Origin of the sequence: Pseudomonas sp. RIT-PI-S (genome assembly GCF_025642975.1) — a bacterium.
Classification (GTDB): Bacteria; Pseudomonadota; Gammaproteobacteria; order Pseudomonadales; family Pseudomonadaceae; genus Aquipseudomonas.
In genome coordinates this window covers 187,788-210,908 of sequence record NZ_JANZKJ010000001.1, presented here as the reverse complement: position 1 = coordinate 210,908, position 23,121 = coordinate 187,788, and the positions used below count along the sequence as shown (strand labels likewise).

Here is a 23,121-nt window from a genome sequence, read left to right as displayed (position 1 = left end):
TACGGCAATTATTTCAAGCTAAGGGCCAAACGGTGTGCGCTGGCGTCAAGGTGCAGGATGCGAACCTGTAAGGCGTCACCCACCGCATAAAGCTTGCGCAGGTCGGTCTCCTCCTCACTCAGTGGTATTTCACTGATGTGAATAAGCCCCTCGATACCCTTCTCCAGCTCGGCGAAAACGCCAAACTCCCGTACCACGGTCACGTGTGCAGTGGCCACGGCGTTTATCGGGTAGCGCTGGGCAGCATCGGCCCAAGGGTCGGGGCGGGTTTGCTGGTCTGTCGAGGGGTCGTTTTGCAAAGGCATGGCATGCTTCCTGTGTAAGTACTAAAGGAAGTGCCCAGCATGTGGCGCAAAGGAAAACCGGTTCAAAAGGCAAGGCTTCCCTGCCTGCTGAACCGCCCTGCGCCCTAGAGCGATGTGTTTGATCCCCAGCAGCGGGCACCCCGGGCATGCTGGTTGAAGAATATGGGCTCAAACGCAAGTAACGAAAAAGGGCCTCGAGAGAGGCCCTTCAGGTCGCTGACAAACCCCGAACGTCCTGTAGGAGCGTGGCTTGCCCGCGATGGCGCCGACAGGCGCCCAAAGCCCTGGCCGTAAGACCGGGGCTTTTGTTATTTCTGCGCCTTTTCCAGTACTTCGATGCGCGCGTTCAGCTCACGAACCGACTCGATCAGGGGCGCTACCAGCTTGTCGTAATCGACGGTCAGCAGGCCTTCCTTTTCGTGTACCAGTTGCGGATAGACTTCTTTCACATTCTGCGCGATCAGGCCAATATCCTCGCGACCATCCGCCTTCCAGGCGAACTTGCTGCCTTGCAGCTTGAGCACCTGCTCGGTGGAACCGGTCAGCGGCTGGATCTGGGTCTTCAGGCTCTCGTCGCTGAACGGGCAGCATTTCTGGCCGACATCAGCATTGACCTGACCGGCAGCAATGAATACACCCGCGAAAGCCATTGCCTTGTAAATCTTGCGCATTTCCCTACTCCATTTTTCTGATTATGTTGTTGATGCAAGTCCTCGACATGCATGACATCAGAGTATAAGGGCGCAATATTGTAAGTTATTGATTTTAAACGATTTTAGGAGAGATCCTAAGCAAATGGGAAATAAGTATTGACGACTGGAGGGACCGGCGCCGCCGAGCACCTGGCGCCTTACAGGCCTCGCATGAAAAACCCCGCCGAAGCGGGGTTTTCATACAGCGAAGAGGTCAGATCGCGCCGTGCCTGCGCAACAGTTCCAGTACCTGCCTGACGCCGTCTTCCAGGTTCACCGACTGGGTGTCTATCACCAGGTCCGCATTAAGCGGAACGTCGTACGGGAAGGACTCACCCGGGATGTTGTCTTTCTCGGCGGCATACAACCCTTGCGGATCGCGCTCGCGACAGGCTTGCGGCGATGCCTGGACGTACACTGTCAGCAGGCGGTCGCCGCCGATCAAGTCCCTCGCCTGCGCGCGACCTTCGCCGTCTGGCGCCACGAAGGCCGCCAGTGTCAACAAGCCGGCCTCGTTGAACTGACGAGCCACGTGCGCAGCGCGACGCCAGTTTTCAGTGCGCCCGGCGCGATCCTGCGCCAAGCCTTTGTTGAGGTCGTGGCGCAGGTTTTGCCCATCCAGCACAAAGACCGCCCGGCCCATATCGAACAGCCGCCGCTCCACCGCGTACGCCAGGGTGCTCTTGCCGGCCCCCGAAAGCCCGGTGAACAGCACCGTCGCAGGCTTCTGCCCGAAGCGCAGGGCACGCTCTTCCACGCTCACATGCGCCAACGCGCCATGAGCGCCTCCGCTGCCGTGCGGCACCACCGGTGGCGCAATGATCATGCCCGCGCCCACGGTACCGTTGGTGAGGCGGTCGATGACGATAAAGGCACCAGTGGTGCGGTTGCTGCCGTAACCGTCGAGGGCGATGGCGGCATCCAGGGCAACCTTCACCTTGCCGATTTCGTTCAGCGCCAGGGCACTGGCCGGCCCTTCTTCCAGCGTATTCACGTCTACCCGGTGAACGATGCTGGCGATAGAGCCCGGCACATAGCTGGTCGCGCGCTTGATGTCGTATTTCTTGCCCGGGAGCATGGGCTCCTCGGCCATCCATACCATCATTGCCTCGAACTGGTCGGTCACTGACGGGACGTTGTCGGCATGCACCAGCAGGTCGCCACGGGAGATGTCGATTTCATCTTCCATGGTCAGGGTGATGGCCTGGCCCGGGCCGGCTTGCTCCAGCTCACCCTCGAAGGTAACGATGGACTTGACCCGGCTGCTCTTGCCCGACGGCAGCACCACCACTTCATCGCCCTTGTGCACCACACCACTGGCCAGTGTGCCGGCAAAGCCGCGGAAGTTCAGGTTCGGGCGGTTCACGTACTGCACCGGGAAGCGCAGGTCGGTGAGGTTGCGATCGGCGGCGACCTCCACGGTTTCGAGGATTTCCATCAGCGCGGGGCCTGTATACCAAGACGAGCGCTCGCTACGATTGACCACGTTGTCGCCCTTGAGCGCAGACATAGGCACAAAGTGCAGGCTGGAAGGCGCCAGGTCGATCGCTTCGGCGAACTGCAGGTAATCGGCTTTGATCGCTTCGAATACGCCCTGATCGAAGCCCTTGAGGTCCATCTTGTTGATCGCCACAACGATGTGCTTGATGCCCAGCAGGGAGGCGATATAGCTGTGCCGGCGGGTCTGGGTCTGCACACCGTAGCGAGCGTCCACCAGGATGATGGCCAGGTCGCAGGTGGATGCGCCCGTCGCCATGTTGCGGGTGTACTGCTCATGGCCTGGGGTGTCAGCGATGATGAACTTGCGCTTGGCGGTCGAGAAGTAGCGGTACGCCACATCGATGGTGATGCCCTGCTCGCGCTCCGCCTGCAGGCCATCGACCAGCAGCGCCAAGTCCACCTCTTCGCCCGTGGTGCCGACTTTTTTCGAATCGCGGGTAATGGCCTCCAGATGGTCCTCATAGATCATCTTCGAGTCATGGAGCAAGCGGCCAATCAGCGTGCTCTTGCCGTCGTCCACGTTCCCGCAAGTCAGGAAGCGCAGCAGCTCTTTACGCTCGTGCTGCGCCAGGTAAGCAAGGATGTCCTCGCTGATCAATTCGGATTGATGACTCATTTGGTCGAGCTCCAAGCCGTAAGCTTCAAGCGCCAAGCTTGCTGCGTACCGCTAGTTAGAAATTCTGTTTATCAGCCCGGCTGAGCAAGTTGGAAAGCTCGCGGGTTTCATTAATCCAGTGGTTTGCCAGCCCAGCCGTCAGGTAGCCAATTTCAGAGCCAGTCATTAGCTGGGTCCTTAGTTGCGCACAGGACCGAGCGCCCTTTAGCCACCCCTCGACACAGGCGGCAAGCCAAAGACCGAAAAGCTGCGCTTGCCGCGCCCGCCTTGTGACTTGCCGCCTGTAACTTGAGGCTTAAAAGTAACCCTGACGCTTCTTGTCTTCCATGGAACCGGCGCCATCGTGGTCGATGACCCTGCCCTGGCGTTCCGAAGTACGGGTCAGGAGCATTTCCTGGATGATGTCCGTCAGGCTCTGCGCATCGGATTCCACCGCGCCGGTGAGCGGATAGCAGCCCAGAGTGCGGAAGCGGACCTTCTTCTTGACGATACGTGCTTTCTCCTCGTCGCTCAGGTGTTCGAGGATGCGATCGTCGTCGATCATGATCAACGTGCCGTTCTTCTCGATGACCTCGCGCTCGGCAGCGAAGTACAGCGGCACGATAGGGATCTGCTCAAGGTAGATGTACTGCCAGATATCCAGCTCGGTCCAGTTGGACAAGGGGAACACCCGGATGGACTCGCCCTTGTTCACTTTGCCGTTATAGAGGTTCCACAGCTCCGGCCGCTGATTCTTCGGGTCCCAGCGGTGCTTGCTGTCGCGGAACGAGTAGACCCGCTCCTTGGCGCGGGACTTTTCTTCGTCACGCCGCGCGCCGCCGAAGGCCGCGTCGAAACCATACTTGTCCAGCGCCTGCTTCAAGCCCTGGGTTTTCATGATGTCCGTGTGCTTGGAGCTACCATGGGTAAAGGGGTTGATGCCCTGAGCCACGCCTTCCGGGTTGACGTGCACCAGCAGGTCCAGGCCCATCTCCTTGACCATACGGTCGCGGAAGCGATACATCTCCTGGAACTTCCACTGGGTATCGACGTGCATCACTGGAAACGGCAGCTTCCCGGGGAAGAAAGCCTTGCGCGCCAGATGCAGCATGACAGCGGAGTCTTTACCGATGGAGTAGAGCATTACCGGGTTGTCGAACTCGGCTGCGACCTCACGGATGATATGGATGCTCTCCGCCTCGAGCTGTTTCAAATGCGTCAGTTTATCGACCATGGCTACTCACGGATTGCGTTGCAGATAGGACGGCCTGCGGGCCGTGTTCGAGCCGGGCACTCTATCACAGCGCCCTCCTCTATTAAGGCAGCCGCTTAGATCCAAAAACTATGAGCATATGCCAGTCGGTTTTAGCTAGACCGGATTAGGGCAGTCGATGAACAGGTGTTCCAAGGCGAACCTCTGCGCAAGGTATTCGCCCAGCGCCTGCACGCCATAACGCTCGGTGGCGTGATGGCCGGCGGCAATGAATGACACTCCATTTTCGCAGGCGCTGTGAAATGTCTGCTCGGATGCCTCGCCTGTGAGGTAAAGGTCCACCCCGGCGGCAATGGCCGTGTCTATGTACCCCTGGCCGCCGCCGGTGCACCAGCCAACCCGCCGCACTACCTGGCCGCTGCATACCACCAATGGATCACGCTGCAGTACCTGGCTCACCTTCCGGGAAAACTCCATCGCCGTTTGCGGTGGGTTCAACGAGCCCACGAGCCCCACTACCTTAGGGTTGCCAGGGTCCAACGGCCCTTCGACGGTCAGCCCCAGGCGCGCCGCCAGCTGCACGTTGTTGCCGACCTCGGGATGAACATCCAGCGGCAAATGGTAGGCCAATAAACTGATGTCATGCTTGAGCAGGGTTTTCAGGCGCCGCTGCTTGATCCCCGTCACACATGGGCTCTCGCCCTTCCAGAAATAACCATGATGCACCAGCACCAGGTCTGCGCCCGCAGCTACCGCGGCATCCAGCAAAGCCTGGCTGGCGGTGACCCCACTGACGATTTTACGCACCTGAGGGCGGCCTTCGACCTGCAATCCATTGGGGCAGTAGTCGGCAATTTTCGCGCTGCCCAGGTAGCGGTCTGCTTCGTCTACCAGGGTGGTCAATGACACAGCCATAAAAGTCTCCATAAGGCAGTTTGCGGGCGCCGAAGCGCTCGTATAATGGCGCCCATTATGAGCCGGCCCCCGCCGTGTGGAAACGCTGTATCCCCCAGGCCCTTAAGGAAGCAGAACCTTCAATGTCGATTGCCTTGCGTTATTTCAGCTGGCCGTTGCTGACCGGCATTCTGGTCGCACTGTTGATCATCCTTCGCTTCCCGCAATGGGTCGGCCTGCCCAGCCAGGACGTCAATCTGCAACAGGCCCCACAATCGGCCACGGTGCTTCAGGGGCCGGTGTCCTACGCCGATGCCGTCACCCTCGCGGCGCCGGCGGTGGCCAACCTGTACACCACCAAGGTGGTCAACAAATCTTCCCAGGCCATGTTCGAAGACCCGCAATTTCGCCGGTTCTTCGGCGATAACCTGCCGCGCCAGCGGCGCTGGGAATCGAGCTTGGGCTCTGGGGTGATCATGAGCCCGGAGGGTTACTTGCTGACCAACAACCATGTGACCTCTGGCGCGGATCAGATCGTGGTGGCACTCAAGGATGGCCGGGAGACCATCGCACGGGTGATCGGCAGCGATCCGGAAACGGACCTTGCGGTGTTGAAGATCGATTTGAAAAACCTTCCCGCGATCACCATCGGCAGCTCTGACAACCTGCGCATTGGCGACGTCGCCTTGGCCATCGGCAACCCCTTTGGCGTCGGCCAGACCGTCACCATGGGGATTATCAGCGCCACCGGGCGCAACCAACTGGGCCTCAATACCTACGAGGATTTCATCCAGACCGACGCGGCGATCAACCCTGGCAACTCCGGTGGCGCGCTGGTGGACGCTAACGGCAACCTGACCGGCATCAACACGGCGATTTTCTCTAAATCCGGCGGTTCACAGGGGATCGGCTTCGCCATCCCCACCAAGCTGGCGCTAGAGGTGATGAAGTCGATTATCGAACATGGCCAAGTGATTCGCGGCTGGCTGGGCATCGAAGTGCAACCCCTTACAGACGACCTGGCCGAATCTTTCGGCCTCAAGGACCGCCCCGGCATCGTGGTGGCGGGTATCTTCCGCGATGGGCCGGCACAAAAGGCCGGGCTGCAACTGGGCGACGTGATCCTGAGCATCGATAACGAACCGGCTGCCGATGGCCGCAGGTCGATGAACCAGGTGGCACGAACCAAACCGGGCGACAAGATTGGCATTGAGGTGATGCGCAATGGCAAGACACTCAAGCTAAGTGCTGAAGTGGGCCTGCGCCCGCCACCCGCACCGGCTGCTCCCGCGAAGGAGGGCTGAGCGGCGGGCCATCAGTTCGCAGGTGGCCCCATCGCCCACAGAGCGTAAGCAGAGCTCTGTGGGATGCGGGCAGATCCCACGAATTACAACAAAGGTTACAGCGCGTCCAGCAGGGCCTGATTCTGCTCCGGGGTACCGATGGTAATGCGCAGGAACTGTGCGATACGTGGCTGCTTGAAGTGCCGTACGATCACGCTGCGCTCACGCAATTGGGCGGCGATCTCCGCGGCGTCCCGTTCAGGATGGCGAGCGAAGATGAAGTTCGCGCCGGAGGGCAGCACCTCGAACCCCCGCTGCTGTAGCGCCATCGTCAGCTGCTCTCGGCTATCGATCACCGCATTACGGGTTTGCTCGAACCAGGCGCGATCCTCGAAGGCTGCCGTCGCGCCAGCCAGCGCGATGCGGTCGAGCGGGTAAGAGTTGAAGCTGTTCTTGACCCGCTCCAGGGCTTCGATCAGGTCCGGATGCCCCACCGCCAGGCCGACCCGCAGGCCGGCCAGCGACCGAGACTTGGACAGCGTTTGGGTCACCAGCAGGTTGGGGTAACGATCGACCAGGCCGATGGCGGTCTCACCACCGAAATCGATGTAGGCCTCATCGACCACCACGACCGAATCCGGGCTGGCTTGGACTATCGCCTCGATGGTTTCCAGTGCCACCAGGCAGCCAGTCGGCGCATTGGGGTTGGGGAAAATGATCCCACCGTTGGGCTTCGCGTAGGCGTGTGGGTCGATCTGGTAAGCCTCGTCGAGCGGCACCTGCTCGAACGCGATACCGTACAAACCGCAATACACCGGATAGAAGCTGTAGCTGATATCGGGGAACAACAGCGGGCGTTCCTGCTGGAACAGCCCGTGGAAGATATGCGCCAACACCTCGTCCGATCCATTGCCCACGAACACCTGCGCGGGCTGCACGCCATAGAAGGCCGCGACCGCCTGCTTGAGCCGGTCGCCGTTCGGGTCTGGATAAAGGCGCAGGGTGTCGTTTATTTCCGCACGCATGGCTTCAAGTGCCAGCGGCGAGGGGCCGTATGGGTTTTCGTTGGTGTTGAGCTTGACCAGGTTGGTCAGCTTCGGCTGTTCGCCAGGCACGTAAGGCACCAATTGCTTGACGAAGGGGCTCCAGAATTTGCTCATGGTCAGGCTTCCTTGATCCGGTATTCAGCGCTGCGGGCGTGGGCAGTGAGCGACTCGCCCCGGGCCAGCACCGAGGCGGTGCGCCCGAGGGTCGAAGCGCCATGCTCCGAGCAGAAAATGATCGACGAACGCTTCTGGAAATCGTAAACGCCCAGCGGCGAGGAGAAGCGTGCGGTGCCAGAGGTGGGCAACACGTGGTTAGGCCCGGCGCAGTAGTCGCCCAGCGCTTCGCTGGTGTGCCGCCCCATGAAGATCGCACCGGCGTGGCGGATCTGTGGCAGCCATTGCTGCGGGTCTTCGACCGACAACTCCAGGTGCTCTGGCGCGATCCGATTGGCGACCTCGATGGCCTGGGCCATGTCTGCCACCTTGACCAACGCGCCGCGGTTGATCAGTGAAGTGCGGATGATTTCAGCGCGCTCCATGGTGGGCAGCAGCTTGTCGATGCTCTGTGCCACGCGGTCGAGGAAGGCTTGGTCGGGGCTGACCAGGATCGCCTGGGCATCTTCATCGTGCTCAGCCTGGGAGAACAGGTCCATGGCGATCCAGTCCGGGTCGGTACCGCCATCGCACACCACGAGGATCTCCGAAGGGCCGGCGATCATGTCGATGCCGACCTGGCCGAACACATGGCGCTTGGCCGTCGCCACGTAGATGTTGCCGGGGCCTACGATCTTGTCTACACGGGGCACGCTTTCGGTGCCATACGCCAGCGCGGCAACGGCCTGGGCGCCTCCGATAGTGAACACGCGGTCGACCCCGGCGATACAAGCAGCGGCGAGCACCAGCTCGTTCACTTCGCCCCTTGGGGTAGGCACCACCATCACGACTTCAGGTACGCCCGCGACCTTCGCGGGAATGGCGTTCATCAGTACGGACGAAGGGTAACTGGCCTTGCCGCCGGGCACGTACAGGCCGGCGCGGTCCAGAGGGGTAACCTGCTGGCCGAGCACAGTACCGTCTGCCTCGGTGTAGCTCCAAGAGCCTTGCTTCTGTTTTTCGTGGTAATCACGCACCCGGGCGGCAGCCGTTTCCAGCGCTTCGCGCTGCTGCGCAGTGATGCGCTCCAATGCCTGTTCCAGCCGCGCGCGCGGCAGGATCAGCTCCGCCATGCTCGCCACCTGCAAGCCATCGAAGCGCTGGGTGAACTCCACAACGGCAGCATCGCCGCGCTCGCGCACAGCCTGGATGATGTCCAGCACCCGGCCGTTGACCGCATCGTCGGAGACGCTTTCCCAGCTCAGCAGATGGTCCAGATGCCGCGCGAAGTCCGGAGCTGTGGCGTCAAGTCGGCGGATTGCGGTAGGTGCGGTCATGGCTGGCCTCGATGATGGGCGTTGAAACTGAAACGGGACGGGTAATTTAGCAGGGCTCCCGCGCCAGGATCAGGCTTCTTCGCCTTCATAGGCTCATGGCGCGGATAGCGAAGCGCGGCCGAAGGTCGCGCTTGGAAGAGATTAGCCGCGGTGTCGCGATTCCACGGCCCGGCGCAGGCTGTCGATCAACGCCTGGATGCGCCCGTGTTGCATCTTCATGGATGCCTTGTTCACCACAAGGCGGGAGCTGATGTTCGCGATCAGGTCCTGAGGTTCCAGGCCGTTGGCGCGCAACGTATTACCGGTGTCGACCACGTCGATGATCTTGTCGGCCAGGCCCACCAGCGGTGCCAGCTCCATCGAGCCGTACAACTTGATGATGTCGACCTGACGGCCCTGCTCGGCATAGTAGCGCTTGGCAACGTTGACGAACTTGGTGGCTATCCGCAGCCGCCCCTTGGGAGCAGGGGCGCCGATAGCACCGGCGGTCATCAGCTTGCACTGTGCGATTTTCAGGTCCAGCGGCTCGTAAAGGCCCTGGCCGCCATACTCCATGAGCACGTCCTTGCCGGCCACGCCAAGATCGGCGGCGCCATGCTCGACATAGGTGGGCACGTCGGTAGCGCGCACGATCAACAGGCGAACGTCATCCTGGGTGGTGGGGATGATGAGTTTGCGGCTCTTGTCCGGATCCTCGGTCGGGACGATACCCGCATCCGCCAGCAGCGGGAGGGTATCGTCGAGAATGCGGCCCTTGGACAGCGCGATGGTCAGCATGGGAGAAGCGAATCCCTATTCAACAAGAGGCCGGGAAAACCCGGCCATGAACGTTAGCCCGGCACGCGGCGAATCTTCGCGCCCAGCATCTGCAGTTTTTCCTCGATGCACTCGTATCCACGGTCGATGTGGTAGATGCGGTCGATCAGCGTATCGCCTTCGGCGACCAATGCGGCCAATACCAGGCTTGCCGAGGCACGCAGGTCGGTAGCCATGACCGGAGCGCCCTTGAGCCCGGCCACGCCGGTGACGACGGCGGTATTGCCTTCGACCAGGATATGAGCGCCCATGCGCAGCAGCTCATACACGTGCATGAAGCGGTTTTCGAATACCGTTTCGATGACCGCGCCGGTGCCTTCGGCTACGGCGTTGAGCGAGATGAACTGGGCCTGCATATCGGTAGGGAACGCCGGGTATGGCGCGGTGCGCAGGTTGACGGCCCGGGCGCGCTTGCCATGCATGTTCAGCTCGATCCAGTCTGCGCCAGTGGTGACTTCAGCGCCGGCTTCACGGAGCTTGTCCAGCACCGCTTCGAGGATGGTCGGATCGGTGTCCTTGAGCTTGACCCGGCCTCCAGTGACCGCCGCCGCAACCAGATAGGTGCCGGTTTCGATACGGTCGGGCATCACCTTGTAAGTGGCCGAGTGTAGGCGCTCGACGCCTTCGATGATGATGGTGTCGGTGCCTGCGCCTTGAACGTTACCGCCCATGGCGTTGATGAAGTGCGCCAGGTCGACCACTTCAGGTTCGCGCGCGGCGTTCTGCAGCACGGTGCGCCCTTTGGCCAGGGCCGCAGCCATCATGATGTTCTCGGTGCCAGTCACGCTGACCGTATCGAAGAAGAAGTTCGCGCCCCGCAGGCCGCCTTCTGGCGCCTTGGCCTTGATATAGCCGCCTTCGACGTCGATGGTCGCGCCCATGGCCTCAAGGCCACGGATGTGCAGGTCCACCGGCCGGGAGCCGATGGCGCAGCCGCCAGGCAGCGCGACCTCGGCCTCGCCGAAGCGGGCGACCATTGGGCCCAATACTAGAATCGAGGCACGCATGGTCTTGACCAGCTCATAGGGCGCAATGAGGGTCTTGATGGTACGGGGGTCGATTTCCACCGCCAGCTTTTCGTTGATCACAGGCTCGATGCCCATGCGCCCGAACAGCTCGATCATGGTGGTGATGTCGTGCAGGTGCGGCAGGTTCGCCACTGTCACCGGGCCATCGGCCAGCAAGGTCGCGGCCAGGATGGGAAGGGCTGCGTTTTTCGCGCCGGAGATGCGGATCTCGCCGTTCAGGCGAGCCCCGCCAGTAATGATCAGTTTGTCCATAACACTCTCGAAGCCTGTGGCTCAGGTGCGCTCAGCCCAGGCTGCGCGGGTGAAAAATTTCATCGTCACGGCATGGATGCTGCCGTCGGCGATCCACGGGTTCAGGTGCGTGTAAATCTGCTGCTGACGCTTGACCGGGCTCAACACGGCCAGTTCGTCGCTGATAACGTTCAACTGGAAGTTGCAGCCTTCGCCTTCGACTTCCACCTGGACCTGGGGCAGCTTCGCTTCAAGGAAGCTTTTAACTTCTAGGGCCTGCATGCTTAACCTCGATCGGCGCCCTGTGCGCGCGGGTCGGCCATGATACAAAAAAAGCCGATGCGCTGCGAGCGCCCCAGACCAAGCGGTGGTCGCGCATCAAGCGCGCTCGAGCAGCGCCGAAATACCGCACACGTCGGCGATTTGGCATAGCTCCTGAGGCATGGCGCGAACCTTCAGCGCCTTGCCCGCAGCGCGTGCATCGCGGCTGAAGGCCAGCAACAGGGAAACGCCGACGCTGCTGGCTTTTTCGACTGCCGAGCAGTCTACCACCACTTCATTACCTGCCACCTGGGCAACCAAGGCCTTGCCCTGTTCGCGCAGATGGGCGCCGGTACGGTAATCCAGCACACCAGCAAGGCACAGCTCGCCATTGGCGAGGCTTACCGAGGCGAGGCTCATTGCTGGCCCTGCTGCAAGGGCTGTTTGCCTGAAGCATCCTGCGCCTTGGCGACTTCGCCAGCCCAGCCATTGATGGTCTTGTCCAGGTCATTGCCGTTGCGCTGCATGGCGTCGGCGAACTGATCACGGAACAACTTGCCGAGGTTGATACCGTTGACGATCACATTGCGCACTTTCCACTCGCCAGCGACCCTCTCAAGCGTGTAAGACACCGGGTAGATCGCGCCGTTGCTGCCCTTGACCTTCATATCGACGGAGGTGCGGTCACCGCTTTCGTCCTTGGCGGGGTCCACGGTGATCCCTTGATTGCTGTACTCAAGCAGGGCATTTCCGTAGAACTGGAACAGGCCCCTCTTGAAATTCTCCTCGAATGACTTGATTTGTGCAGGCTTCGCTGCCTTGGAGTACTTCACCGTCATCACGCTACGCGAAATGCCTTCCGCGTCGACGACCGGGCCAATGATCCGATCCAGCGCAATATAGAACGCCTCGGGGTTTTTCCGATAATTCTCGCGGTTGGCGGCGAGGTCGGCGAGCAACCGGGTGGTGGTGTCCTGTACCAGGTCATGGGCGGAAGGCCCTGAGGCGGCATGGCCCAGCAGTGGCAGCGCCAGCAGCATGGCGACCAGGGTTCGACGCAGAATGGCTATCATTGGAACTCCTTATTTCGCCTCTTTGCTCACGTTATTGAGCAGGAATTTGCCGATCAGATCCTCGAGCACCAGGGAAGATTGTGTGTCGTGGATGGTTTGACCTTCCTTCAGCACAGCGCTTTCCCCGCCCACGCTTACGCCGATGTACTTCTCGCCTAGCAGGCCAGCGGTGAGGATCGAGGCGGTGGAATCCACCGGCAGGTTATCCACGTGCTTGTCCAACTGGAGGGTAACGCGCCCGGTGAAGGTGTCACGGTCCAAATCGATCGCAGTGACCTTGCCGATGGTGACACCGGCCATAGTCACCTTTGCTCTGACCGTGAGGCCGGCGATATTGTCAAAATATGCATAAAGTTTGTACGTGTCGTGGGCGGAGCTCGGCGACAGCCCGCTGACCCGTAGGGCCAGCAACAGCAGGGCAAGGATCCCGGCCAGGAGAAACAGGCCGACACCGACTTCCAGGGTGCGGTTTTGCATCAGAAATCTCCAAACATCAAAGCGGTCAGAATGAAATCGAGCCCCAATACGGCCAGCGAGGCGTAGACAACGGTACGAGTAGTAGCGCGGCTGATCCCTTCGGAGGTGGGTTCGCAGTCGTAGCCCTGATAGACAGCAATCCAGGTCACCACGAAGGCGAACGCCACGCTCTTGATCACCCCGTTGAGCACGTCCTCGGTGAAGCTCACGCTGTTCTGCATGTTGGCCCAGAACGAGCCTTCATAAACGCCTAGCCAATCCACCGCGACCCAGGAGCCACCCCAGATACCCACCACGCTGAAGAGCACGGCCAGCACCGGGAGGGAAATAAACCCCGCCCACAGGCGCGGCGCGATGATGTACTTGAGGGGGTCAACGCCAATCATTTCGAGGCTGGACAGCTGCTCGGTGGCCTTCATGTTGCCTATTTCAGCCGCAAGGGCCGACCCCGCGCGCCCTGCGAAGAGCAGTGCGGTGACCACCGGGCCAAGCTCCCGCAGCAGGGTCAAGGCAATCATCTGCCCAACGGCCTGCTCGGAACCGTACTTGGTCAGAATGCTGAAGCCCTGGAGCGAGAGCACGCCGCCGATGAAAATCCCCGACACGATGATGATCGCCAGCGACAACACGCCAACCGAATAAAGCTGACGCACCAGCAGCGAGAAACCGCCCGAAACGCCCCCACGGCTGAACACGGCATGGCCGAGGAACAGCGTAGCGCGGCCAAGCCCGGCAATCATGTCGATAGCGCCCCGCCCCAGCAGGCGAACCCGTTGCAATAATGACTTGCGGCGCATCAGCGCCTCCCCAGAAAGTCGTCGGCCAAGGCTGGCGCGGAAAAATGAAAAGGAACCGGCCCATCGGCCTGGCCCTTCATGAACTGACGAATGCGCGGGTTCTCCGACGCCATCAGTTCCGCGGGCGTGCCCTGCCCCAGCACCTGAGTATCCCCTACCACATACAGGTAGTCGGCGATGCTGGCAGTCTCCGCCAGGTCGTGAGACACCACGATGCTGGTGATTCCCAAGGCATCGTTGAGCAGGCGGATCAGGCGCACCAGCATGCCCATGGCGATTGGGTCTTGCCCTACGAAGGGCTCGTCGTACATAAGGATCTGCGGGTCCATGGCGATAGCCCGGGCCAGCGCCACCCGCCGCTTCATGCCACCTGAAAGCTCATCGGGCATCAGCTCCAGGGCGCCCCGCAGGCCGACCGCCTGCAGCTTCATCAATACAATGTCGCGAATCATTTCCTCGGGCAGGTCGGTATGCACCCGCAGCGGGAAAGCGACGTTTTCGAAAACGTCCAGGTCAGTGAACAGCGCGCCGCTCTGAAACAACACGCCCATGTGCTTGCGTGCGTCGAACAGATCACTGCGCGATAGCCGCGGCAGGTTTTGCCCGTTGACCCAGACCTCGCCAACGGCGGGCCGTAACTGGGCGCCCATCAGGCGCAGCAGAGTGGTCTTGCCGGAGCCGGACGGCCCCATGATACCGGTGACCTTGCCGCGCGGGATGCGGATGTCCACATTTTCGAAAATGCTGCGCGCGCCGCGCTTGAAGGTAACTCCCTTTAGCTCGACGGCGTAGGCGTGTTCGGCACTCATTCAAACTCCTTGCGATGCGACACCCCAGTCAGACGTGCAGGCCTGCGGCCAGGGCACACGCCGGGGAGGGTCGACGAGCGGCGCACTATACCACCGCCCGCCAAATGTGGGAGTGCCGCGCCTGGACGGCGGGCCCCGTCGCAGACGCTCAACCTCGCCAGCCGCCGCCCCGCATCACCGGCCGCGGGCCTGCCCCCGTCAGCCCCAGCGGCGATCCGTGCGCGGCATCGGCAATCCGGATATAATCCCGGCCTTTTCTTCAGATCGACCTTCCCCGCATGAACCAAACCCGGGACCTTATCCAGTCGGCGCAACGCACCATCGGCCTTGAAATGAAGGCGGTGGAAGGGTTGCTCGAACATATAAACGCAGACTTCGTTCGCGCCTGCGAAATGATCCTGGCGAGCTCTGGCCGGGTCGTGGTGATGGGCATGGGCAAATCCGGCCATATCGGCCGCAAGATCGCCGCGACCCTGGCCAGTACCGGCACCCCGGCGTTTTTCGTGCATCCTGCCGAGGCCAGCCATGGCGACATGGGCATGATCACGCCCGCTGACATCGTGCTGGCACTGTCCAATTCGGGCACGACCGCGGAGATTCTCACGCTGCTGCCGCTGATCAAGCGCCTGGGTATCGGCTTGATCAGCCTCACCGGCAACCCAGGGTCCACACTCGCGCAGGCCGCGGAGGCCAACCTGGACGCACGCGTGCAAAATGAGGCCTGCCCGCTCAACCTGGCGCCAACGTCCTCGACGACGGCTGCCTTGGTACTGGGTGATGCCTTGGCCGTGGCGCTGCTCGAGGCACGCGGCTTCACCGCTGAAGACTTCGCCTTCTCGCACCCTGGCGGAGCCCTTGGCCGGCGCCTGCTGCTGAAGGTAGAACAATTGATGCACAGCGGCGCCAGCCTGCCCTCGGTCCGGCGCGGCACACCGCTGAAGGAAGCCCTCTTGGAAATGTCTCGCAAAGGTTTGGGAATGACCGCCGTGCTTGAAGGAGACGGCAGCCTCGCAGGTGTGTTCACCGACGGCGACCTGCGTCGCGCTCTGGACCGTAACCTGGATGTCCATGCCACGATCATCGACGAGGTCATGACCGTGCATGGCAAATCGGTAACGCCGGACATGCTCGCAGCGCAGGCGCTGAAGATCATGGAAGATCACAAGATCGGCGCCCTGGTAGTGATAAACGAACGAAACCATCCCGTTGGCGCCGTCAACATGCATGATTTCCTCCGTGCGGGGGTCGTGTAATGGATCAGTCGCTGCTAGCACGAGCGAGCCGGATCAAACTGGCCATTTTCGATGTCGATGGCGTACTCACCGATGGCCGCTTGTACTTTCTTGAAGACGGCTCTGAAATGAAGGCGTTCAATACGCTTGATGGTCAGGGCATCAAGATGTTGATGGCCAGTGGGGTCAAGACCGCCATCATCAGCGGGCGCAACAGCCCGGCCACCGAGCGGCGCGCGCGGAACCTGGGCATTCCTTACGTGTATCAGGGGCGCGAAGACAAACTTGCCGTGCTTGATGAACTCCTGGGCGTGCTAGGCCTGTCCTATGAGCAGGTAGCACACCTGGGCGACGACCTTCCCGACCTGCCGGTAATTCGCCGGGTCGGCCTGGGCATGGCAGTGGCCAATGCCGCCGACTTCGTTCGCCAGCACGCCCACGGGGTGACCCAGGCCAAGGGCGGGGAAGGTGCGGCCCGGGAATATTGCGAACTTATCCTGCGCGGCCAAGGCAACCTTGATGCCGCGCTGAATCATTACCTGTAGGTTCTCATGCCAAACCGAAAGTTGCTCAGGCTTGCCATTGCGCTGCCATTGGTGGCCCTGTTGATCGCAGTAGGCTATTGGAACGTCAGCCCTGCGCGATTCCTTGACAACCCCAAGGCCAGTGTCGACGCCGCGACCATCGACTACTATGCGATCAACGCCCACACCGTGCAGTACCTGCCCGACGGCAAGATGCAATACGAAATGACTGCCGATAAGGTCGAACACTTCAAGGCCAGTGAAGTCAGCCATGTCAGCAAGCCGGTGATGGATATCTACCGTGGTACGCCGTTCCCTTGGCATGTGCGTAGCGAACGCGCCGAGGTAAATCCCGACGGCACTCAGGTCGAGCTGATCGAAGCGGTGCGGCTCAACCGCACCGACCAGCAACAGCGCACTACCGTGATCACCACCTCCCGCGCGACAGTCTTCCCGCAGAAGCAATATGCGGAAACCGACCAAGACGTTAGAATCGACGGCGCCGGTGGCGTTACGACTGCCAAGGGAATGAAAGCGTATTTGAACGACAGCAAGATCCACTTGCTGTCCACTGTAAGAGGACAGTATGAGGCTCGTTAAAACCCTCCCCTTCCTGCTTGGCCTGGGCGCGGCACTGGGAAGCGTGAACGTCTTGGCGCTGCCCACCGATCGGGATCAGCCCATTCATATCCAGTCCGATGATGCCCAGCTTGATGACAAGCAGGGCGTGGCCGTTTATACCGGCGGCGTGGTCATTACTCAGGGCTCGATGAAAATTACCGGCAACAAGGTCACGGTCACGCGCGCCGCCAATGGCGACGTGGACGTGTTCACGGCCGTGGGTAACCTGGCGTACTACGAGCAGAAGCCCGCCGTGGACAAACCCATCGTGCAAGCCTACGGCGTGACCATCCAGTACTTTGCTTCGCAAGACCGCATCGTGCTGATCGACAAGGCGAAAGTCATCAACGACGGCAACACTTCCGAAGGCGAGAAGATCGTTTATGACACCGTGCGCCAGGTGGTCAACGCCGGTCGCGCCACCGGGACTAAGATCACCGCGCCACGTCCTCGGATCGACATGGTGATCCAGCCGAAGAAGAAAACCGACCAGCCGCAGAAGGCGCAGTAATGGCAACGTTGAAGGCCCAGCATCTGGCCAAAAGCTACAAAAGCCGGCAAGTGGTCCGGGACGTCAGCTTGTCCATCGACAGCGGGCAGATCGTAGGCCTGCTCGGGCCAAACGGTGCAGGCAAGACGACCTGCTTCTACATGATCGTAGGGCTGGTGCAGGCCGACCAGGGCCGGGTATTGATCGATGATCTGGACGTCAGCCACCAGCCCATGCATGGCCGAGCCAAGGCCGGCATCGGTTATTTGCCACAGGAAGCGTCGATCTTCCGCAAGCTGACGGTGGCCAATAACATCATGGCCATCCTCGAAACCCGCAAGGACCTGGACAGCGCCGGCCGCCGCAAGACGCTCGAAAACCTGCTGCAGGAATTCCACATTACCCATATCCGGGACAATCTCGGCATGAGCCTCTCGGGCGGCGAGCGCCGTCGTGTAGAGATCGCAAGAGCCTTGGCTACCGCACCGAAATTCATCTTGCTCGATGAACCATTCGCCGGCGTAGACCCCATTTCCGTGGGTGACATCAAGCAGATCATCCATCAGCTCAAAGCCAAGGGCATCGGCGTGTTGATCACCGACCACAACGTGCGCGAAACCCTGGATATCTGTGAAATCGCCTACATCGTGAACGATGGCCAATTGATTGCAGAAGGGGATTCGGCGACTATTCTCGCTAACGAGCTGGTCAAAGAAGTTTACCTGGGGCATGAGTTCCGCCTGTAAACGCAAAGACCCCTAGGCAAACGCCTCGGTTTCAGGCATATAATTTGCTTAAATTCAGGTGCTCAATGGAGCACCTGTTGTGGATGGCGCACCGCGCCGGCAAACAAGGTGTCAAGCTCACGCCATGAAACCATCGCTTGTCCTCAAGATGGGCCAGCAACTGACGATGACGCCGCAGTTGCAACAGGCCATCCGCCTTCTCCAGCTTTCTACCCTGGACCTACAACAGGAAATCCAGGAGGCGCTCGAATCCAACCCGATGCTCGAACGCCAGGAAGATGGCGACGACTTCGACAATACCGACCCCCTCGCGGACAAAGTAGAGCACACCAGCCCGTCCGAGCCCCAGGAAGCGCCATTCCAGGAAGCCAATTTTCAGGAAAGCGCAACACCATCGGAAGGCGGTGAAGAAGGTGACTGGAGCGAACGAATCCCCGATGAGCTTCCGGTGGATACCGCTTGGGAGGACATCTACCAGACCAGCGCCAGCAGCCTGCCAAGTGGCGATGACGATGATTGGGACTTCACCACGCGCACGTCCGTGGGCGAGAGCCTGCAAAGCCATCTGCTGTGGCAGCTCAACCTCGCCCCCATGTCGGATAACGATCGTTTGATCGCAGTCACCCTGATCGACTGCATCAACAGCCAGGGCTACCTGGAGGAAAGCCTCGAGGAGGTCTGCCAGTCCTTCGATCCGGAACTCGACATCGAACTGGATGAAGTAGAGGCCGTGCTCCACCGCATTCAGCAATTCGAGCCCGCAGGTATCGGCGCCCGGAACCTGGGTGAATGCCTGGCGCTACAGTTGCGTCAATTGCCAGCAAAAACACCTTGGCTCGCCGAAGCGCAACGGCTGGTCACCGATTTCATCGAGTTGCTTGGCAGCCGCGATTACAGCCAACTGATGCGCCGGATGAAACTCAAGGAAGACGAGCTCCGCCAAGTCATCGAGCTGGTGCAGAGCCTCAATCCGCGGCCCGGCTCGCAGATCGAATCCAGCGAGCCTGAATACGTGGTGCCCGACGTGATCGTGCGCAAGGACAGCGACCGCTGGTTGGTCGAACTCAACCAAGAGTCCATGCCGCGCCTACGCGTGAACCCGCAATATGCAGGCTTCGTTCGACGCGCCGACAGCAGCGCGGACAACACTTTCATGCGTAACCAACTGCAGGAAGCGCGGTGGTTCATCAAGAGCCTGCAAAGCCGTAACGAAACGCTGATGAAGGTAGCGACCCAGATCGTAGAGCATCAGCGCGGCTTCCTCGATTACGGTGATGAGGCCATGAAGCCGTTGGTCCTGCATGACATCGCCGAGGCCGTCGGGATGCATGAATCGACCATTTCCCGGGTCACCACGCAAAAGTACATGCACACTCCCCGCGGCATATATGAACTGAAATACTTTTTCTCCAGTCATGTAAGCACGTCCGAGGGCGGCGAATGCTCGTCCACGGCCATTCGGGCGATCATCAAGAAACTGGTGGCGGCGGAAAATCAGAAAAAGCCGTTGAGTGACAGCAAGATCGCTGGTTTACTGGAGGCACAAGGCATTCAGGTAGCACGCCGCACTGTCGCCAAGTACCGTGAGTCCCTCGGGATCGCGCCTTCCAGCGAACGCAAGCGGTTGATGTAGCCTGGTCCGGGCTTGCAGGCCTCCGCTGGCGCCAGCGCCGCACCCGGAATGCCACCAGCGTTTCAGTGGCAGGTTTCTCGCCTGCCTCTTTATGCACTGGCAATAAGGAGAAGCGGTATGCAAGTCAACATCAGTGGGCACCAGCTGGATGTGACCGACGCCATGCGTAACTACATGATCGAAAAACTTGCCAAACTCGAACGGCACTGCGACAAGATCACCAGCGTGCAGGTGATCATGGAAGTCGAAAAACAGAAACAGAAAGTCGAAGCGACCCTCAGGGTCCCCGGGTCCGATGTCGTCGCCCAGGCTGAACACGACGACATGTATGCGGCCATCGACCTACTCATTAGTAAACTCGACCGGCAATTGCTCAAGTATAAGGAAAAACAGCAGAGCCACCTGCAAGGTGCGGCCGCTCGCTGAGCCCCCAATGATCCGACTAGAACAGATCCTGACCCCCGGCCGTTCCCAAGTGAACGTGCCGGGAGGCAGTAAAAAACGCGTACTCGAACAGATCGCCACCCTGATCTGCCAAGACCTCCCCGACGTTAAACAACAAGACGTCCTGGCCGCGCTGATCGCTCGCGAACGGCTGGGCTCTACCGGGTTCGGCAACGGTATCGCGATTCCGCATTGTCGCCTGGCCAATTGCCAAAGCCCCATGAGCGCCCTGCTTCATCTCGCCGCCCCCGTAGATTTCGATGCCATTGACGGCGCCCCGGTAGACCTCATCTTCGTGTTGTTGGTCCCGGAAGCCGCGACCGATGCTCACCTTGAACTACTTCGCCAGATCGCCAGCATGCTGGATCGGAAAGATGTACGTGATCGACTGCGTTCTGCCCAAGACAGCCAGGCGCTGTACCAAGTGGTCGTGAACGCCCAGGCTGGTGCCTGACCATGCGCCTGGTCATCGTTAGTGGTCGCTCCGGCTCCGGCAAAAGCACCGCTCTCGATGTGCTTGAAGACAATGGCTTTTATTGCATCGATAACCTCCCAGCCGGGCTCCTCCCCGAGCTCGCCGAGCGAGCGATCATTCACACGGAGCTGGCGCAGCCTCTGGTAGCAGTTTCCATCGATGCACGAAACCTGCCCAGCCATCTCTCGCGCTTCCCCGAATTGCTCGAGCAGGTGCGCAATAAACACATCCACTGCGACGTGCTGTTCCTAGATGCGGATGAGGACACCCTACTCAAGCGATTTTCAGAAACCCGTAGACGGCATCCGCTGACCAGCGCCAACCGTTCACTGGCCGAAGCCATTCGGGTGGAAAGCGACCTGCTGGGGCCGATTGCCGACCTTGCCGACCTGAAGATCAACACCACGAGCCTTAACCTGTATCAGTTGCGCGACATGCTCAAGCTGCGCCTGCTGAACAAGCCGGACGCCGGCACGGCATTTCTGCTGGAATCTTTCGGGTTCAAGCGCGGCATGCCGATGGACGCCGACGTGATGTTCGACGTGCGCTGCCTTCCCAACCCTTATTGGAAGCCGGAGCTGCGCGAACACTCAGGCCTGGAACAGCCAGTAATCGACTATCTCGCAGCCCAGCCGGAAGTCGAGGAAATGTTCCAGGATATATCCAGCTACCTGCTTAAATGGCTACCTCGGTTCGCTGCCAGCAACCGTGCCTATGTGACGGTTGCCATTGGCTGTACGGGAGGGCACCATCGCTCGGTCTACCTCACCGAGCGGCTCGGCGAGCTGCTGCAAAGCACCATTCGGAACGTGCAGGTCCGCCATCGAGACCTCACCTGAACCCAAGGACTCACCACGCAATGCCCGCACTCGACATTACCATCATCAACAAGCTGGGCTTGCATGCGCGCGCCGCTGCCAAGTTCGTCGGCGTTGCCGGCCGCTTCCCCTGCCAGGTCCGGGTAGGGCGAACCGAAGCGAGCCTGGTCGACGGGAAAAGCATCATGGCCGTGATGATGCTGGCGGCGGGCAAAGGTACCCAGATCCATCTGAGCACCGAGGGTGAAAACGCCCAGGAAGCACTGGACGCCCTCGTCGCGCTGATCAACGATAAATTCGACGAAGGCGAATAACCCGGTCCCCCAGGGGGTGTTCGGAGTGGGCGAAGCCCGCTAACCCCCTGTGCCCTGCGAACCCTACGTTTTCGAACTTATCGGGCCTAAGTTCGCAGGCTTCGCAGCTCCCCCAGAACTCAGACTCCAGAGCAGGCAGCCCTGGGGCCTCCTACAGAAGCAAGGGCTGAGGGGCCCGGGGAAGCGGCCTCTATGCTCACACGCCCCGAACGGCAGCCTGATAGCGCTTTTCCACCTCTGGCCAGTTGATCACGTTGAAGAAGGCGCCGATGTATTCTGGGCGGCGGTTCTGATACTTCAGATAGTAGGCATGCTCCCACACGTCCAAGCCCAGGATGGGTGTATTCCCCTTCATCAGCGGGCTGTCCTGGTTCGCGGTGCTTTCCACCACCAGCTTTTTCTCTGGAGTAACACTGAGCCAAGCCCAACCGCTACCGAAGCGGCTAATCGCGGCCTTGGTGAAAGCGTCCTTGAAGGCATCGAAGCCGCCGACGTCTTTGTCGATCGCCTCTTGCACGCCTGCGCTCGGTGCGCCGCCGCCTTGAGGCGACATGACGGTCCAGAACAGCGAGTGGTTCGCGTGGCCACCGCCGTTATTGGCGACCGGCCCTTTCAGTTTTTCATCCAGCTGGTTGTAAGCGCCCAGCAGTTTTTCGACCGGCCACTCAGCGTATTCGGTGGATTCAAGCGCGGCGTTCAGGTTGTTGATGTAGGTCTGGTGGTGCTTGGTGTGGTGGATCTCCATGGTCTTGGCATCGATATGGGGCTCCAACGCGTCGTAAGCATAGGGCAACGCAGGCAAGGTATGGGGCATGTCAGTGGACTCCGTATCGCGGATGAGCGCCGGGGTGGCGCGACTGTTGGCCCATGGCACCGGCGAGCAGGCTCGCGGCGCGGGGGTATTCGCCATGGACGGCGATGAACTCCAGCAGTTCCGTATAGGTGCGATTGCTGTGACGAAGCGCTGCTTCGCGCAACGGCCCTGGCAGGTCGTGCCGATGGGCGGCGTCAAGCAACTGCTCGTGGGCAGCACACAGATATTCGGCGCTCTCCTCAGGCTGGTGCAGGTGTAGATGCAGGTCTGCAAGGTTGTGGTGGGCGACCACGAACGCTGCGACAGCCTCGTCCGGGTTCCCCCACCGAGCGAAGAGTATCTGCGCCAGGGCAAGCGCCCGCAGGTAATGCTCGCGCGCCTCCACCCATTGCCCTTGGGCGAAGAGTGCGTTGGCGCGCTCGATGATCTGTTTCCAATGGTCCATGGCCGGCTCCGCAGGTAGGCGTGCGAAGATGAACTGCGCACCTCTTGAGATTGACTATTAGTTGATAATCAATCTCAACGCAAACCAAGCAGACGCATGGCCATGTAAAAAGCCG

At 60.6% G+C, this 23,121-nt stretch carries 28 protein-coding genes; 11 read left to right on the top strand and 17 right to left on the bottom strand.

Annotated features, from left to right (window positions below; all coding sequences use genetic code 11):
- Nucleotides 1-8: 8 nt before the first annotated feature.
- The 5 genes from OGL93_RS00955 to OGL93_RS00935 form a co-directional block, all read right to left on the bottom strand.
- Nucleotides 9-305 (bottom strand): S1 RNA-binding domain-containing protein, encoded by a 297-nt coding sequence (locus tag OGL93_RS00955; RefSeq protein ID WP_263260435.1) that lies wholly within the window; start codon nt 303-305, stop codon nt 9-11.
- A 308-nt stretch (nt 306-613) separates the two neighbouring features.
- Nucleotides 614-976 carry a tail fiber domain-containing protein gene (locus tag OGL93_RS00950; protein ID WP_263260434.1) on the bottom strand — a complete coding sequence of 121 codons (363 nt, stop codon included), beginning with the start codon at nt 974-976 and terminating at the stop codon, nt 614-616.
- A gap of 235 nt (nt 977-1,211) precedes the next feature.
- Nucleotides 1,212-3,113 carry a sulfate adenylyltransferase subunit CysN gene (cysN, locus tag OGL93_RS00945; protein WP_263260432.1) on the bottom strand — a complete coding sequence of 634 codons (1,902 nt, stop codon included), beginning with the start codon at nt 3,111-3,113 and terminating at the stop codon, nt 1,212-1,214.
- Between the two features lie 295 nt (nt 3,114-3,408).
- Nucleotides 3,409-4,326 (bottom strand): sulfate adenylyltransferase subunit CysD, encoded by a 918-nt coding sequence (cysD, locus tag OGL93_RS00940; protein WP_263260430.1) that lies wholly within the window; start codon nt 4,324-4,326, stop codon nt 3,409-3,411.
- Between the two features lie 135 nt (nt 4,327-4,461).
- Entirely contained in the window at nt 4,462-5,220 is a 759-nt protein-coding gene (locus tag OGL93_RS00935; protein ID WP_263260429.1) for a Nif3-like dinuclear metal center hexameric protein, read from the bottom strand.
- Nucleotides 5,221-5,342: 122 nt separating this feature from the next.
- On the opposite strand from OGL93_RS00935, the gene algW reads away from it, so the two are divergent.
- Nucleotides 5,343-6,503, top strand: coding sequence for a Do family serine endopeptidase AlgW (gene algW / locus OGL93_RS00930; RefSeq protein ID WP_263260427.1), 1,161 nt, complete (start codon nt 5,343-5,345; stop codon nt 6,501-6,503).
- Between the two features lie 95 nt (nt 6,504-6,598).
- Here the strand turns inward: algW and hisC are convergent, their stop codons facing one another.
- From hisC to OGL93_RS00880, 10 genes are all read right to left on the bottom strand, one after another.
- Nucleotides 6,599-7,642 carry a histidinol-phosphate transaminase gene (gene hisC, locus OGL93_RS00925; RefSeq protein ID WP_263260426.1) on the bottom strand — a complete coding sequence of 348 codons (1,044 nt, stop codon included), beginning with the start codon at nt 7,640-7,642 and terminating at the stop codon, nt 6,599-6,601.
- A 2-nt stretch (nt 7,643-7,644) separates the two neighbouring features.
- Nucleotides 7,645-8,958: a histidinol dehydrogenase gene (gene hisD / locus OGL93_RS00920; protein ID WP_263260424.1), complete on the bottom strand. Its 1,314-nt coding sequence runs from the start codon at nt 8,956-8,958 to the stop codon at nt 7,645-7,647.
- 141 nt (nt 8,959-9,099) lie between these two features.
- Entirely contained in the window at nt 9,100-9,735 is a 636-nt protein-coding gene (hisG, locus tag OGL93_RS00915) for an ATP phosphoribosyltransferase (protein ID WP_263260422.1), read from the bottom strand.
- A 53-nt stretch (nt 9,736-9,788) separates the two neighbouring features.
- Nucleotides 9,789-11,054: a UDP-N-acetylglucosamine 1-carboxyvinyltransferase gene (gene murA, locus OGL93_RS00910; RefSeq protein WP_263260421.1), complete on the bottom strand. Its 1,266-nt coding sequence runs from the start codon at nt 11,052-11,054 to the stop codon at nt 9,789-9,791.
- Nucleotides 11,055-11,075: 21 nt separating this feature from the next.
- On the bottom strand, nt 11,076-11,315 hold the full coding sequence (locus OGL93_RS00905) for a BolA family protein (protein ID WP_263260420.1): 240 nt from the start codon (nt 11,313-11,315) through the stop codon (nt 11,076-11,078).
- A gap of 96 nt (nt 11,316-11,411) precedes the next feature.
- Complete coding sequence (locus OGL93_RS00900) at nt 11,412-11,714, bottom strand: STAS domain-containing protein (RefSeq protein WP_263260419.1); 303 nt, start codon at nt 11,712-11,714, stop codon at nt 11,412-11,414.
- Nucleotides 11,711-12,367 (bottom strand): ABC transporter substrate-binding protein, encoded by a 657-nt coding sequence (locus OGL93_RS00895; protein WP_263260417.1) that lies wholly within the window; start codon nt 12,365-12,367, stop codon nt 11,711-11,713. The genes OGL93_RS00900 and OGL93_RS00895 overlap by 4 nt, the downstream gene beginning before the upstream one ends.
- Before the next feature lie 9 nt (nt 12,368-12,376).
- The gene (gene mlaD, locus OGL93_RS00890) at nt 12,377-12,844 is read right to left on the bottom strand and encodes an outer membrane lipid asymmetry maintenance protein MlaD (RefSeq protein WP_263260416.1); all 468 of its coding nucleotides are present in this window, start codon (nt 12,842-12,844) and stop codon (nt 12,377-12,379) included.
- Nucleotides 12,844-13,641: a lipid asymmetry maintenance ABC transporter permease subunit MlaE gene (gene mlaE, locus OGL93_RS00885; RefSeq protein ID WP_263260415.1), complete on the bottom strand. Its 798-nt coding sequence runs from the start codon at nt 13,639-13,641 to the stop codon at nt 12,844-12,846. The genes mlaD and mlaE overlap by 1 nt, the downstream gene beginning before the upstream one ends.
- Entirely contained in the window at nt 13,641-14,450 is an 810-nt protein-coding gene (locus OGL93_RS00880; protein ID WP_263260414.1) for an ATP-binding cassette domain-containing protein, read from the bottom strand. The genes mlaE and OGL93_RS00880 overlap by 1 nt, the downstream gene beginning before the upstream one ends.
- Before the next feature lie 278 nt (nt 14,451-14,728).
- Here OGL93_RS00880 and OGL93_RS00875 point away from each other — a divergent pair, with 278 nt between their 5' ends.
- From OGL93_RS00875 to OGL93_RS00830, 10 genes are all read left to right on the top strand, one after another.
- The gene (locus tag OGL93_RS00875; protein WP_263260413.1) at nt 14,729-15,703 is read left to right on the top strand and encodes a KpsF/GutQ family sugar-phosphate isomerase; all 975 of its coding nucleotides are present in this window, start codon (nt 14,729-14,731) and stop codon (nt 15,701-15,703) included.
- A complete protein-coding gene (locus tag OGL93_RS00870; protein WP_263260411.1) occupies nt 15,703-16,227 on the top strand; it encodes an HAD family hydrolase in 525 nt (174 codons plus the stop codon). The genes OGL93_RS00875 and OGL93_RS00870 overlap by 1 nt, the downstream gene beginning before the upstream one ends.
- Nucleotides 16,228-16,233: 6 nt before the next feature.
- Nucleotides 16,234-16,806, top strand: a complete 573-nt coding sequence (lptC, locus tag OGL93_RS00865; RefSeq protein WP_263260409.1) for an LPS export ABC transporter periplasmic protein LptC — start codon at nt 16,234-16,236, stop codon at nt 16,804-16,806.
- Entirely contained in the window at nt 16,793-17,338 is a 546-nt protein-coding gene (gene lptA, locus OGL93_RS00860) for a lipopolysaccharide transport periplasmic protein LptA (protein ID WP_263260408.1), read from the top strand. Before lptC ends, lptA begins: the two co-directional genes overlap by 14 nt.
- Complete coding sequence (gene lptB / locus OGL93_RS00855) at nt 17,338-18,063, top strand: LPS export ABC transporter ATP-binding protein (RefSeq protein ID WP_263260406.1); 726 nt, start codon at nt 17,338-17,340, stop codon at nt 18,061-18,063. Before lptA ends, lptB begins: the two co-directional genes overlap by 1 nt.
- A gap of 124 nt (nt 18,064-18,187) precedes the next feature.
- On the top strand, nt 18,188-19,696 hold the full coding sequence (locus OGL93_RS00850) for an RNA polymerase factor sigma-54 (protein ID WP_263260405.1): 1,509 nt from the start codon (nt 18,188-18,190) through the stop codon (nt 19,694-19,696).
- Between the two features lie 117 nt (nt 19,697-19,813).
- On the top strand, nt 19,814-20,122 hold the full coding sequence (gene raiA / locus OGL93_RS00845; RefSeq protein WP_263260404.1) for a ribosome-associated translation inhibitor RaiA: 309 nt from the start codon (nt 19,814-19,816) through the stop codon (nt 20,120-20,122).
- A 7-nt stretch (nt 20,123-20,129) separates the two neighbouring features.
- A complete protein-coding gene (gene ptsN / locus OGL93_RS00840; RefSeq protein ID WP_263260403.1) occupies nt 20,130-20,594 on the top strand; it encodes a PTS IIA-like nitrogen regulatory protein PtsN in 465 nt (154 codons plus the stop codon).
- 2 nt (nt 20,595-20,596) lie between these two features.
- Entirely contained in the window at nt 20,597-21,454 is an 858-nt protein-coding gene (gene rapZ / locus OGL93_RS00835; protein WP_263260402.1) for an RNase adapter RapZ, read from the top strand.
- Nucleotides 21,455-21,474: 20 nt separating this feature from the next.
- The gene (locus OGL93_RS00830; protein WP_263260401.1) at nt 21,475-21,747 is read left to right on the top strand and encodes an HPr family phosphocarrier protein; all 273 of its coding nucleotides are present in this window, start codon (nt 21,475-21,477) and stop codon (nt 21,745-21,747) included.
- 196 nt (nt 21,748-21,943) lie between these two features.
- On the opposite strand, the gene OGL93_RS00825 is transcribed toward OGL93_RS00830, so the two are convergent.
- The gene (locus OGL93_RS00825; RefSeq protein ID WP_263260400.1) at nt 21,944-22,561 is read right to left on the bottom strand and encodes a superoxide dismutase; all 618 of its coding nucleotides are present in this window, start codon (nt 22,559-22,561) and stop codon (nt 21,944-21,946) included.
- 1 nt (nt 22,562) lies between these two features.
- Nucleotides 22,563-23,006 (bottom strand): tetratricopeptide repeat protein, encoded by a 444-nt coding sequence (locus tag OGL93_RS00820; protein ID WP_263260398.1) that lies wholly within the window; start codon nt 23,004-23,006, stop codon nt 22,563-22,565.
- Nucleotides 23,007-23,121 lie beyond the last annotated feature (115 nt).

Coding starts and splice junctions, on each gene's coding strand:
- OGL93_RS00870 (WP_263260411.1), top strand. CDS start 15,703: ATGGATCAGTCGCTGCTAGCACGAGCGAGCCGGATCAAACTGGCCATT.
- ptsN (WP_263260403.1), top strand. CDS start 20,130: ATGATCCGACTAGAACAGATCCTGACCCCCGGCCGTTCCCAAGTGAAC.
- OGL93_RS00880 (WP_263260414.1), bottom strand. CDS start 14,450: ATGAGTGCCGAACACGCCTACGCCGTCGAGCTAAAGGGAGTTACCTTC.
- hisG (WP_263260422.1), bottom strand. CDS start 9,735: ATGCTGACCATCGCGCTGTCCAAGGGCCGCATTCTCGACGATACCCTC.
- hisC (WP_263260426.1), bottom strand. CDS start 7,642: ATGAGCAAATTCTGGAGCCCCTTCGTCAAGCAATTGGTGCCTTACGTG.
- OGL93_RS00895 (WP_263260417.1), bottom strand. CDS start 12,367: ATGATAGCCATTCTGCGTCGAACCCTGGTCGCCATGCTGCTGGCGCTG.
- OGL93_RS00875 (WP_263260413.1), top strand. CDS start 14,729: ATGAACCAAACCCGGGACCTTATCCAGTCGGCGCAACGCACCATCGGC.
- OGL93_RS00935 (WP_263260429.1), bottom strand. CDS start 5,220: ATGGCTGTGTCATTGACCACCCTGGTAGACGAAGCAGACCGCTACCTG.
- OGL93_RS00900 (WP_263260419.1), bottom strand. CDS start 11,714: ATGAGCCTCGCCTCGGTAAGCCTCGCCAATGGCGAGCTGTGCCTTGCT.
- raiA (WP_263260404.1), top strand. CDS start 19,814: ATGCAAGTCAACATCAGTGGGCACCAGCTGGATGTGACCGACGCCATG.
- lptB (WP_263260406.1), top strand. CDS start 17,338: ATGGCAACGTTGAAGGCCCAGCATCTGGCCAAAAGCTACAAAAGCCGG.
- OGL93_RS00820 (WP_263260398.1), bottom strand. CDS start 23,006: ATGGACCATTGGAAACAGATCATCGAGCGCGCCAACGCACTCTTCGCC.
- OGL93_RS00850 (WP_263260405.1), top strand. CDS start 18,188: ATGAAACCATCGCTTGTCCTCAAGATGGGCCAGCAACTGACGATGACG.
- cysN (WP_263260432.1), bottom strand. CDS start 3,113: ATGAGTCATCAATCCGAATTGATCAGCGAGGACATCCTTGCTTACCTG.
- cysD (WP_263260430.1), bottom strand. CDS start 4,326: ATGGTCGATAAACTGACGCATTTGAAACAGCTCGAGGCGGAGAGCATC.
- algW (WP_263260427.1), top strand. CDS start 5,343: ATGTCGATTGCCTTGCGTTATTTCAGCTGGCCGTTGCTGACCGGCATT.
- mlaD (WP_263260416.1), bottom strand. CDS start 12,844: ATGCAAAACCGCACCCTGGAAGTCGGTGTCGGCCTGTTTCTCCTGGCC.
- mlaE (WP_263260415.1), bottom strand. CDS start 13,641: ATGCGCCGCAAGTCATTATTGCAACGGGTTCGCCTGCTGGGGCGGGGC.
- hisD (WP_263260424.1), bottom strand. CDS start 8,958: ATGACCGCACCTACCGCAATCCGCCGACTTGACGCCACAGCTCCGGAC.
- OGL93_RS00955 (WP_263260435.1), bottom strand. CDS start 305: ATGCCTTTGCAAAACGACCCCTCGACAGACCAGCAAACCCGCCCCGAC.
- murA (WP_263260421.1), bottom strand. CDS start 11,054: ATGGACAAACTGATCATTACTGGCGGGGCTCGCCTGAACGGCGAGATC.
- lptC (WP_263260409.1), top strand. CDS start 16,234: ATGCCAAACCGAAAGTTGCTCAGGCTTGCCATTGCGCTGCCATTGGTG.
- OGL93_RS00825 (WP_263260400.1), bottom strand. CDS start 22,561: ATGCCCCATACCTTGCCTGCGTTGCCCTATGCTTACGACGCGTTGGAG.
- OGL93_RS00905 (WP_263260420.1), bottom strand. CDS start 11,315: ATGCAGGCCCTAGAAGTTAAAAGCTTCCTTGAAGCGAAGCTGCCCCAG.
- OGL93_RS00830 (WP_263260401.1), top strand. CDS start 21,475: ATGCCCGCACTCGACATTACCATCATCAACAAGCTGGGCTTGCATGCG.
- OGL93_RS00950 (WP_263260434.1), bottom strand. CDS start 976: ATGCGCAAGATTTACAAGGCAATGGCTTTCGCGGGTGTATTCATTGCT.
- rapZ (WP_263260402.1), top strand. CDS start 20,597: ATGCGCCTGGTCATCGTTAGTGGTCGCTCCGGCTCCGGCAAAAGCACC.
- lptA (WP_263260408.1), top strand. CDS start 16,793: ATGAGGCTCGTTAAAACCCTCCCCTTCCTGCTTGGCCTGGGCGCGGCA.